Raw genomic sequence first — 11,421 nt, 5'->3', positions numbered from 1 at the left:
TTATGAAAGAAAGCGTGTATTTTAAGTTGTTGATGAGAATTAATAAACAATGCGAAAGCCTATTTACATGAATAAATTGAAAAAGCGTTTTCTTGCTTTATTTTATATTGCGTCTTTGAGCGTAAGTAGCCTGCTAATAAATGGATTTTTTATTCCGACAGTCTTTGCGCAGACTTCTATTGTTGTTACAGTTAATGGCAACCCCATCACAAATTATGATATACAAAGACGCCTTTCTTTTCTCAGGTTACAACAAAAGCAAGGCAATTTGGTGGCACAGGCTAAAAAAGAGCTTATTGACGAAAAGCTAAAAAATATTGAAATAAAACGTCGTAATATTGAAGTAAGCAATGATGAAGTTGATAGAGCTTTTGAGAATTTTGCGACACAAAATAATATGACGATTGATCAGCTCAACCAGATTCTGATCCAAACTGAGATCACTGTGCAACACTTTAAAGATTACATCCGTGGACAAATAGGATGGGGGCGTCTTGTTAGTGCACGCTATCAAGCTGAAACAGGTATGATTAGCGAACAAGAAGCTGTACGCAGAATATTAAAAAATGGTGGTGTAAAACCTTCAACCAACGAATATACATTACAGCGAATTGTTTTTGTCATTCCTGCACATCGTCGTTTAGAAATCTTTGAAAGACGTCAAAGAGAAGCAAGTAATTTTCGCGCACATTTCCGTGGATGTGCCAATGCTCACAATCAAGCAAGAGGTATTTTAGACGTTACTATCCGCCACTTAGGAAAGTTTCTGGAGCCACAACTTCCTAATGCATGGGAACAAGCTATTCTTGAAACGCCTGCTGGCAAAATGACAAAATTACAAGAAACATCTGATGGAATCGAAGCAATTGCTGTCTGCAAAATAAAAAGAGTTTCTGATGATTATGTCGCTCGACTGATATTTTCTCTTCAAGATAGTAAAAAAAGAAGCCCGCAAAAACTTGAAGAATTAAGCGAAAAATATTTAGGAGAACTGCGGCGAGTGGCACGCATTCAAAATTCATAATGGCTGCTCTTATTGTTAGCGGTGGTGATCCTGCCGGAATTGGTCCTGAAATAGTACTAAAAGCGTGGAATTTGCGTGTTACGCGCCAAATTCCACCTTTTGTACTTCTTGCTGATCCAGATGTTATTCGTTCGCGCGCTCGTTTTTTACAGATTGATGTTGAGGTGCAATCTGTTTTAATCAATAATCCTGCAAAAAAATTTCAAAACGCTCTTCCTATCATACCGTTAAAAAACAAACAAAGTGATCAATTAGGTATACCTTCATCGAATAATGCCGCTGGAATTATTGAATCAATTAAACGTTGTGTTCAATTGATTCAAAATGGCCATGCATGTGCACTTATCACTTGTCCTATTGCAAAAAAGAGTCTTTATGATGCGGGTTTTCAATTTCCAGGTCATACAGAATTTTTAGCCGATTTAGCCCATAAAGCTTTTCATAAATGTTATCATCCAGTTATGATGTTAGCAGGACCCCGATTAAAAACAGTACCAATAACTGTTCATATTCCATTTAAAAATGTTCCTTCACAGCTTACCCCTGATTTAATTATTCAAACGGTACTTATTACTGAATATGACTTAAAAACAAGGTTTAAAATAACGTCACCCCGACTAGCTGTTGCTGGTCTTAATCCTCATGCTGGAGAAGAAGGTGCAATGGGAAAAGAAGATATTGAAGTTATCACTCCTGCTATTGAATATCTTAAAAAGAAAGGACTCAATATTGCAGGCCCGCTGCCTGCCGACACAATGTTCCATGAATGCGCAAGAAAAGCATATGACGTTGCCATTTGTATGTATCATGATCAAGCCCTTATCCCTGTTAAGACATTAGACTTTGATAGCACTGTTAATGTCACGTTAGGTCTACCTTTTATTCGCACGTCTCCAGATCACGGAACTGCTTTTGACATTGCTGATAAAGGGATAGCCTCTCCCGAAAGCTTTATTGCTGCTCTTAAACTTGCAAATCAACTTGCAAAAAATAGTTTAAACCCATGCCAATAGATAATCTCCCTCCTCTGCGTGAGGTCATTGATATATATGGATTACAAGCGCATAAATCTTTGGGGCAGAATTTTCTTTTTGATCTTAATTTAACATCTAAAATTTCTCATCAAGCAGGCAATATAGAAGGAAAACCTGTTCTTGAAATTGGTCCAGGTCCTGGAGGTCTCACACGTGCCTTGCTAGCAAAGGGTGCCATTGTAACAGCAATAGAACGCGATGAGCGCTGCATACCGGCTCTCTTAGAAATAGAAAAACACTATCCTAAAAAATTAAAAGTTATTTGTAATGATGCACTGAAGCAAGACTTCTCAAAACTCTTTGAAACAAGCCCTGTAAAACCGCGCATTATTGCAAATCTTCCCTATAATATTGGGACACAACTCTTATTAAATTGGCTTTTAACTGAACCATGGCCTCCTTTTTATGAATCAATGACATTGATGTTTCAACGTGAAGTTGCCAAACGGATTACAGCTAAACCTCAATCTACTCATTATGGACGTCTTAGTGTCTTAACTGGCTGGCGTACCACTGCTAAAATTGCTTTTGATGTCCCCCCTCAAGCCTTCATACCAATACCTAAAGTAACGTCTTCCGTTGTTCATATTATTCCGCGAACACAACCTCTTGCCTGCTCTGCAAAAAAACTAAGCCTCGTCACAAAAACCGCCTTTGGACAAAGACGAAAAATGCTTCGTCAAAATCTCAAAATACTTGGAGGTGAAGAGCTATTAGAAAAAGCTGGAATTGATGGAACGCGCCGTGCTGAAACGCTCTCGGTTTCTGAATTTGTAACTTTAGCGCATCTAGTGCTCTAAAAAATACACTTTGTGTTATAAAACCTTTTTTAAACACAACATTTATCGATTTTTTCAGCAATAAGCCCATCAACAAAAGAGCCAAGATAAGAACAACGCTCACGTTTTACGGTTTCAGCTAAATAAATTGATTTAATAAAAGATAAAGACTGATCTAAATCTTCGTTAATCACAACATAATCATAAGAAAGCCAATGCTTTAACTCCGTTCGTGCATTTTCCAATCGCAAATTGATAGTATCTTGACTATCTTCTGCTCGACGATGTAAACGCGAAACAAGCTCTTTCATTGATGGTGGAAGAATAAAAACAGATACAGTGTCTCCTAGCATCTTTTTTTGCAGCTGCTCGGTACCTTGATAATCAATATCAAATAACATATCTTGGCCAGCATTCAATGCGCTTTCAACAGTTTCACGTAAAGTGCCATAATAATTTCCGTGAACTTCTGCCCACTCAATAAATTCATCCCTATCACGCTTATATTCAAACTCTTCTTTTGAAATAAAGTAATAATGCAGCCCATCTACTTCACTAGGACGCCTTTTCCTTGTGGTCATACTTACGGAAAGCTCTAATTGTCCCTCTTTTAGAAGTAATCGAGAGATTGTTGATTTACCAGCACCTGAAGGTGAAGAGAGAATAAATAAAAAACCGCGGCGTTGATTCATTTTTATAGTACTCAATTTACTTTCAAAGACTGTCATTACATCACTCTACTTTGTTCATAAATGTTTCTCCAAAGTTTGAATTATACATTATCTCAACCTATCCCCTAATCAATGTGTTTTCTTAGAAATTCTCAATGTTATTCTGCTCTTTTTTGAGATAAGGTATTAGCAGTATATTCACTTCTTTCTTAAATATTTTTATCCATACGCTAATCCCACTTGTGACAGACAAGAAAATAATTTTTTATCATTCTCATAAAAAGTTTAAATAGAAAAATTTTACTATATTTGAGATTTTCATTTACGATGGTGTTATCACTATAAATTCAATGTCTTGCCTTTAATTCTCGCCACTTGCGAACATTCATATTATGTTCTTCTAAAGTTCGAGAAAAAACATGCCCTCCTGAACCATCAGCAACAAAATAAAGTGCATCACTGCTTGGTGGATGTGCCACCGCTTTCAAAGAATCTCGACCTGGATTTGCAATAGCCGTTGGGGGCAAACCATTAATTTTATAAGTATTATATGGTGTTTCCTTCTCAAGATCTGAACGATAAATCGCACGACCGGATGGTTTTCCTTTTCCTCCGAAGAGACCATAAATCACTGTTGGATCCGATTGAAGACGCATATGCTTTGTAAGGCGGTTATAAAATACCGCAGCAACCATTGGTCTTTCTGCTGCAATTCCCGTTTCTTTCTCAACAATTGAGGCTAATATAACAAATTCATCAATTGATTTAATAGGTAAATCAGGTGAACGCGTAGCCCATATATCATGAATTAATTTTGTCTGTCCTTCACGCAATCTATTTACAATCTCTTTACGCGTTGTCCCCCGAATAAAACGAACAGTATCCGTCATTAAACAGCCTTCTGGAGGCAAAATTTTTGGAAGGTCTCCAATCAAAATTTCATTCGCAGCTAATCGATCGAAAACTTGCTGAACCGTTAAACCTTCAGGTACTGTAAATGTATATTCTATAGATTTTCCTTTCACAAGAATATCCATAATATCCTGCATCGAAGCATGAGCTGGAATTAAATATTCACCAGCCTTCAGATGCGTTGTTTTTTGGTGATAACCAACCCCATAAACAAAAATATCTGATGATCGAATAAAACCACGTTTTTCTAGCAATGAAGCAATTTCACGAATTCCGGTACCAGGATGGATAAGAACAATTTGTTCTTCCTCAATTTTTCCCTTTTCTTCAAAAATACTTTTTCCAATATAAAGAGGAATACTTATGGCAAAAAGAATAATCACAATCAGCATAAGAAAAAAATGACCGAGAATGACCAATGGATTACGGACGATAGATGATTTCTTTCGTTTTTTATGTATTAACATGTCATAACTATCTGCTAAATGATTCGAAGAGGAATCACTTACGTCCTTTAATGATTTTCCATTTTTCACATCGGACATAACCCCTCAATAGCGATTAAGGATAATATTATAATTTCTCATTCACCTTATAATAAAGTAGAAAACTCAAAAGCAGAAATTAAATAAAATACTTATTATCCCCTAAAACGTCGCATCACCAACGATGCATTTGTCCCACCAAATCCAAAAGAATTAGAAAGAATCGTATCAATCTTTCGTTCACGCGGTTTGTGTGGTACAAGATCGATTTTTGTTTCAATCGATGGATTGTCAAGATTAAGTGTCGCTGGGGCTATATTATCCCGTATAGCTAAAATAGAAAAAATAGCCTCAGCAGCACCGGCTGCACCAAGTAAATGCCCGATAGATGATTTCGTTGATGACATAGAAACTTGTGGTGCATAACTCCCTAAAACACGCTCAACAGCCGCTAGCTCTATGGAATCAGCCATCGTAGATGTACCATGAGCATTAATATAATCAAGTTCACTCACATTCACTTGTGCACGCTTAAGAGCAGCTATCATACTACGCTGAGCCCCTTCACCACTTTCTGAAGGTGCTGTAATGTGGTAAGCGTCACCAGATAAACCATAGCCAATAACCTCAGCATAAATACGTGCTCCTCGTTTTTTGGCATGTTCCAGCTCTTCTAAAACAACAACAGCTGCTCCTTCCCCCATCACAAAACCATCACGATCAGTATCATAAGGACGTGACGCCCGTTCAGGATCATCATTGCGACAAGTAGAAAGAGCTCTACAAGCTGCAAAACCTGCAAGAGATATCCGATTTATCGGAGATTCAGTCCCCCCTGCCACCATGACATCTGCATCACCAAACATAATCAAACGTGCCGCATCACCAATCGCATGCGCCCCTGTTGAACAAGCTGTTACAACAGAATGATTAGGCCCCCGTAAACCATATTGAATAGACACATAACCAGAAGCAAGATTAATCAAACGACCTGGAATAAAAAAGGGAGAAACACGACGTGGTCCCTTATCACGAAGCGTATAACCAGCTTCAACGATACCTTCAACTCCCCCAATTCCCGAACCAATTAACACACCTGTACAAATCTGATCTTCATCACTCTTAGGAAACCATTCGGCATCTGCAAGCGCTTGGTTAGCAGCGGCCATTGCATAAACAATAAATGCATCAACTTTACGTTGCTCCTTAGGTTCCATATACAAATCAGCATTATAGGTCCCCTCTGTTCCATCCCCTAAGGGGATACGCGCAGCAATCTGGCATGGCAAATCTGACACATCAAACTCAGTGATACGTCGGACACCACTTCTTCCTTCAAGAAGTCGTTTCCAACTATATTCAATATTACCAGCTAATGGAGATACCAATCCTAAACCAGTAACAACAACACGTTTCATAACTTCTAACCTTGAACTAAACTTCACCTCTCAAAGCTCTCTTTTCAAAAGAGCTCCGAAGAATATAGGCAAAAGCAATTTATGCCTTTGCCCTTTAGTAATCACGCAGAAGCTTTATCAATGAACTTGACTGCATCGCCAACTGTAAAAATCGTTTCAGCAGCTTCATCTGGAATTTCTACCCCAAACTCTTCTTCAAAAGCCATAACGAGTTCAACCGTATCAAGGCTATCAGCCCCTAGATCATCGATAAAGCTTGCATTTTCTACAACTTTATCAGCATTAACCCCAAGATGTTCCACGATAATTTTTTTAACGCGCTCTACTGTATCACTCATGTTGAAATCCTCGAATTTATATTTCCTATAATTTGGTTAACTATATCGGTTCATCTAATCAAGCAATAGATGCATTACTTTAAAAGATTTTAGTAATGATTTAAAACATCCTGTGGATATCCCCTACAAAATGAACCAATCTGACATTCCGACATCAATTGATTAACGACCATATTAAAGAAATAGATGCATCTATCCATTTCAATCGTTACTATCTAAAATAATACAACTCATAAATCAATGTGGAATAAAATAAATACTCATATCATTGCCATTCCACCATTGATATGGAGTGTTTGACCTGTCGTATAGGCTGCTTCATCGCTTGCTAAATAAACAGCAGCAGTAGCTATTTCTTGCCCACTTCCCATACGCTTCATTGGAATTGCAGCCATAATGGCTTCTTTTTGCTTTTCATTAAGCTTGTCTGTCATTGCAGATTTAATAAATCCTGGAGCAATACAATTGACAGTGATATTTCGCGAAGCAATTTCTTGTGCCAATGCTTTAGAAAAACCTATCAAGCCTGCTTTTGCAGCACAATAATTCGTTTGTCCAGGATTTCCCACTACACCAACAACAGATGTAATGTTAATAATTCTTCCATAACGGCGGCGCATCATAGAATGTATTAATTCACGCGTCAAAAGAGAAGCAGCTGTTAGGTTAACTTCTAAAACATCATCCCAGTCTTTATCTTGCATACGCACAAAAAGACCATCCCTAGTGATTCCTGCATTGTTAACCAAAATATCGACGCCATCCATTTTTCTCTCTGCAACTTCAGCCAATTGTTTAATCGATTGGCGTTCAGAAAGATTAGCGGGAAATACAAAAACATTCTGCCCTAATTCTGCCGCCACTTCTCTGAGCTTTTCTTCACGTGTTCCATGAAGTCCAACAATGGCTCCTTGTGCATGAAAGCAGCGTGCAATTGCCTCACCAATTCCTCCCGAAGCCCCCGTTACAAGAGCTTTACGTCCTGTTAATCTAAACATCTTTTAACTCCTTATAGATTAAACGCCAAGCATACCTAGCGCTGATTCTATTTCATCAACTGTTCCAATGGTTACCCCCTTTATATCTTTGTTAATACGACGCGTTAAACCTGTTAAAACTTTTCCAGAACCAACTTCAAAAAGCGTATCAACTCCATTAGCAGCGATCCATTCTATTGTTTCACGCCATCGCACCCTCCCAGTCACTTGTTGGACAAGAAGAGTAGTAATACGCTCTGGATTGCTCTCAGGTGCAACAGAAACATTGGCAATCAAAGGAACAATAGGGGACATTTTGTTAACAGTCAAAAGTGCTTTCTTCATGGCATCAGCAGCAGGTTGCATTAAAGATGAATGAAAAGGTGCAGAAACAGGAAGAAGAAGTGCACGTTTTGCACCTTTTGTTGATGCAATCTCTACCGCTGCCTCAACTGCTTTTGCTTTACCGGAAATAACAATTTGCCCACCACCATTATCATTAGCAATCTGACATAGTCCTTCTCCAGAAACAGTTTCACAAATTTCTTCCACAATGTGCTCTTCTAAACCAATTAATGCAGCCATAGAACCTTCACCAACCGCGACAGCAGCCTGCATAGCATTGCCACGAATACGCAAAAGTCTTGCCGTATCTGTGAGAGTAAATGTACCAGCAGCACAAAGAGCCGAATATTCGCCTAAAGAATGACCAGCAACAAACCTTACCTTTTCTTCTATACGAAGCCCTAATTGTTTCATCACACGAATGACAGCCATAGATACAGCCATTAATGCCGGTTGTGCATTTGCTGTTAACGTTAAAACATCTGCTGGTCCTTCAAAAATGATCTTTGATAATTTCTCACCCAAAGCATCATCAACTTCCTCGAAAACCATCCTTGCGACAATAAATTGCTCTGCAAGCGCTTTCCCCATACCAACAAGTTGACTCCCCTGCCCTGGAAAAATAAAAGCTGCACCCATTTATCAACTCCTAAAACTGTACAATTAAATTATTTTCTTTTGACCTTATTCATCCGCACAAATCAATATAAAGCCCTTTATTTAAAACGAATACCACACTTAAAATTATATTTTAAGGGCGGAATTTGATATAAAAACTTAGGAAAATAGGGTGCTATAAACTGAATAACACCCAAACTTATGAGACTTCCTAAAAGTGCACCTGCTAAAATATCAAAGGGATAATGTACACCCACAAAGATGCGCGCCCAACAGATCAAACACAAAAATACGGTGGCAAATTTAAAAGTAACTTTGTATCGGTAAAAATAAAAGTTAGCTGCATAAGATGCAATGGTCAAGGCATGATTACTAGGAAAAGAAGCTGTTGCACGATGTTGAATAAGCGGTGTCGTCAGCCCTACCACGAATGGGCGAGGATGAAAATAAAAAAGAGAAATGAGATAACCTATGAAAAGAGATGCACAAATACTCATGCAAATGCTTAGCACAACACACCGTTCCCTCTCCCCACTACAAAACCACAACGCACAAAGATGGAGAGGAATAATATAAATTAAAAACTTTGCACAAAAAATACTAAACAAAACTATAATCGACCAAGCTTGATGATTGCCGACAAACATTTCAAAGAGTGTAACATCAATCTGGTTTAAAAAGTCCATTTTTCCCTCCTTTGCCTTTATATTACAGTATTATCTTTTTGTAGAAGAAGGAAATATATCAAGATTTAACAAATCAATTTTTTATGTGCATAAACTTGCTATTTTAAAAGATAACCTGTAGATATGAAATATTCGTTGCCGGCACTTTAGCTGGAGGTTGAACGGAGGGCTGTAAAATATCAGTAGGAAATACAATGTTTCCGGCCTCCCGTGTCTCCGCTCTGAGATGTCTCGAATTGTAAACGCGTCCTTTCTTCTTTGGATTTCCAAAAAAGACAAGTCGCAGAGGCTTTGCGCTAAAACCGGTGAAATTTAATTGAAGAAAGGCAAAACAATGGCTCTTTATGAACATATGTTCCTTGCCCGACAAGACATTGCTCCGCAGCAAGTTGATGAACTTTTGAGTCTCTACAAAGGTGTCATTGAAGCGCATGGTGGAAAAGTTGGGCGTATAGAAAATTGGGGACTTCGTCCTCTTGCTTACCGTATTCGGAAAAACCGTAAAGCTTATTATGTCTTAGTCAATATTGATGCACCAGCTTCAGCAATTGCTGAAGTGGAGCGTCAGATGCGCATCAATGAAGATATTTTGCGTTATATGACCATTCGCGTAGAACAACACGAAAAAGAAAAATCTGCTATGCTCTCACACCTTGATCGCAATAGTCACATTGGACATGATGAAGAGCGTCCTCGTTTTCCACGTCGTCAACGTGAAAATACTATAGAAGGGGTAGAATGATGACTGATACTAATCAAAACTCTGCACGTCGCCCCTTTCATCGTCGTCGTAAAACATGTCCTTTTTCAGGGACCAATGCTCCCAAAATTGATTATAAAGACATCAAGTTGTTACAACGTTATATTTCCGAACGTGGGAAAATTGTTCCTTCACGGATTACTGCTGTTAGTCAGAAAAAACAGCGTGAATTAGCTAATGCTATCAAACGTGCTCGCTTTTTAGGCTTACTTCCGTACGTTATAAAGTAAGCAATCAATATGCTATGCAACTGGAGAGTTTCTCCAGTTGCTTTTCTTATATGGTTTAAAATAGCTTGTTGTATCCTATGTTAAGCTATTAAATGTCAAAGTTGGGGTATTGATACGCCTCTAACTGCAGAAAGCAGGACAGCAATAAATGAAAAAAAATCGTACTTATGAGATATTAACCGGTATTTTAGCAGGATTATTTGCTGTTGTGATAGGGCTGGCAATCATCAGTGTTGCAAATATCGTGCCCTTTTTTTCTCTTCTTCTTGGCTGCTTTCTTTCATTACCAATTTTTATTGTTGCGTTCGGTCAAGGAACATTAGCCAGTCTCATCGCCCTCATAAGTGCTACTGTTGTTCTTATCATAACCACTAATACCTATATTGCTCTTGGCTTTATGGTCTTATTTTTCCTTCCTGCTGTCTATGCTTCTTGGCTTCTTGGGCTTGCACGACCAGCGCAAAAAGAAAATGAACTGATATGGTATCCATTATCATCGGTTATTTTTCATTTAACTAATTTTATCGCTCTTATAGCAACTTTCATTGGGCTCTATGTTCAAACACGTCCTTCCACACCCATCGTTGCAAAAAAAATCACCGAAAACATAGCACAAACTCTGCAACAAACACAGTCAATAAAAGAAGCCTATATACGCGCTTTTAGTGAGCTTTTAATGACGCATACAGCAACTTTTACTGCTTTTTCTTTGACTCTTTATAGTTTGGTTTTTCTCATTGGTAACCTTTACTTTTCCATTATAGCAGCACAACATATGAAATGGCTGAAAAGACCCCGTGATGATTGGAGCCAAACTCTCCGCCTTCCAATTTCTGGAATTATTATTTTCATTATTGTTTGCATAACATCGATGGTTGAGCTGAGCGCTTCTCTTAACTTGAGTACCCTTGTCTTTAGTACTGCATACATTGTCATCATATTAATTAGCGGTCTAGCATATCTTCACAATATTACAAAAGGGGTAAACGGTCGAATTATTATACTTTCTCTTGTTTATATTGCTATTTTTACAGTCGTTTTTGCTCCACCTATTGTTTTCATGGTACTTTTGATGGGAATTTGGGCTGCTATTCAATACAATTTTCAATCACGCAAAAAACTCCACTAAATTTATTTGTTCGAA

Annotated in this window: 13 protein-coding genes; 6 read left to right on the top strand and 7 right to left on the bottom strand. The window is 38.1% G+C overall.

Annotation, left to right across the window (positions count from 1 at the left end):
* Nucleotides 1–67: 67 nt before the first annotated feature.
* From ACFINU_RS01555 to rsmA, 3 genes are read left to right on the top strand one after another with little or no spacing between them, the layout of a single operon-like run.
* On the top strand, nt 68–1,024 hold the full coding sequence (locus ACFINU_RS01555; protein WP_375617663.1) for a SurA N-terminal domain-containing protein: 957 nt from the start codon (nt 68–70) through the stop codon (nt 1,022–1,024).
* Nucleotides 1,024–2,037: a 4-hydroxythreonine-4-phosphate dehydrogenase PdxA gene (pdxA, locus tag ACFINU_RS01550; RefSeq protein ID WP_375617662.1), complete on the top strand. Its 1,014-nt coding sequence runs from the start codon at nt 1,024–1,026 to the stop codon at nt 2,035–2,037. The genes ACFINU_RS01555 and pdxA overlap by 1 nt, the downstream gene beginning before the upstream one ends.
* A complete protein-coding gene (rsmA, locus tag ACFINU_RS01545; RefSeq protein ID WP_375617661.1) occupies nt 2,028–2,858 on the top strand; it encodes a 16S rRNA (adenine(1518)-N(6)/adenine(1519)-N(6))-dimethyltransferase RsmA in 831 nt (276 codons plus the stop codon). Before pdxA ends, rsmA begins: the two co-directional genes overlap by 10 nt.
* A gap of 29 nt (nt 2,859–2,887) precedes the next feature.
* On the opposite strand, the gene gmk is transcribed toward rsmA, so the two are convergent.
* From gmk to ACFINU_RS01510, 7 genes are all read right to left on the bottom strand, one after another.
* A complete protein-coding gene (gmk, locus tag ACFINU_RS01540) occupies nt 2,888–3,565 on the bottom strand; it encodes a guanylate kinase (protein ID WP_375617660.1) in 678 nt (225 codons plus the stop codon).
* Between the two features lie 290 nt (nt 3,566–3,855).
* A complete protein-coding gene (gene mltG, locus ACFINU_RS01535) occupies nt 3,856–4,965 on the bottom strand; it encodes an endolytic transglycosylase MltG (protein WP_375617659.1) in 1,110 nt (369 codons plus the stop codon).
* Nucleotides 4,966–5,060: 95 nt separating this feature from the next.
* Nucleotides 5,061–6,323, bottom strand: a complete 1,263-nt coding sequence (fabF, locus tag ACFINU_RS01530; RefSeq protein WP_375617658.1) for a beta-ketoacyl-ACP synthase II — start codon at nt 6,321–6,323, stop codon at nt 5,061–5,063.
* A gap of 101 nt (nt 6,324–6,424) precedes the next feature.
* Nucleotides 6,425–6,661 carry an acyl carrier protein gene (locus tag ACFINU_RS01525; protein WP_004860281.1) on the bottom strand — a complete coding sequence of 79 codons (237 nt, stop codon included), beginning with the start codon at nt 6,659–6,661 and terminating at the stop codon, nt 6,425–6,427.
* 260 nt (nt 6,662–6,921) lie between these two features.
* Nucleotides 6,922–7,659 carry a 3-oxoacyl-[acyl-carrier-protein] reductase gene (gene fabG, locus ACFINU_RS01520; protein ID WP_375617657.1) on the bottom strand — a complete coding sequence of 246 codons (738 nt, stop codon included), beginning with the start codon at nt 7,657–7,659 and terminating at the stop codon, nt 6,922–6,924.
* 18 nt (nt 7,660–7,677) lie between these two features.
* Nucleotides 7,678–8,622, bottom strand: a complete 945-nt coding sequence (fabD, locus tag ACFINU_RS01515) for an ACP S-malonyltransferase (protein WP_375612933.1) — start codon at nt 8,620–8,622, stop codon at nt 7,678–7,680.
* A gap of 77 nt (nt 8,623–8,699) precedes the next feature.
* Nucleotides 8,700–9,287 (bottom strand): undecaprenyl-diphosphatase, encoded by a 588-nt coding sequence (locus ACFINU_RS01510; RefSeq protein WP_375617656.1) that lies wholly within the window; start codon nt 9,285–9,287, stop codon nt 8,700–8,702.
* A 334-nt stretch (nt 9,288–9,621) separates the two neighbouring features.
* Between ACFINU_RS01510 and rpsF the strand changes: the two genes are divergently transcribed.
* The 3 genes from rpsF (at nt 9,622) to ACFINU_RS01495 (ending at nt 11,406) form a co-directional block, all read left to right on the top strand.
* A complete protein-coding gene (gene rpsF / locus ACFINU_RS01505) occupies nt 9,622–10,029 on the top strand; it encodes a 30S ribosomal protein S6 (protein ID WP_375617655.1) in 408 nt (135 codons plus the stop codon).
* Nucleotides 10,029–10,277 carry a 30S ribosomal protein S18 gene (rpsR, locus tag ACFINU_RS01500; protein ID WP_012754957.1) on the top strand — a complete coding sequence of 83 codons (249 nt, stop codon included), beginning with the start codon at nt 10,029–10,031 and terminating at the stop codon, nt 10,275–10,277. The genes rpsF and rpsR overlap by 1 nt, the downstream gene beginning before the upstream one ends.
* 148 nt (nt 10,278–10,425) lie before the next feature.
* Nucleotides 10,426–11,406 (top strand): hypothetical protein, encoded by a 981-nt coding sequence (locus ACFINU_RS01495; protein WP_375617654.1) that lies wholly within the window; start codon nt 10,426–10,428, stop codon nt 11,404–11,406.
* Nucleotides 11,407–11,421 lie beyond the last annotated feature (15 nt).

This window comes from Bartonella sp. AC130YNZD (genome assembly GCF_042196865.1).
Lineage (GTDB): Bacteria > Pseudomonadota > Alphaproteobacteria > Rhizobiales > Rhizobiaceae > Bartonella.
Note: the sequence above shows the minus strand (reverse complement) of the source record. Positions and strands in the feature narration are given on the sequence as shown.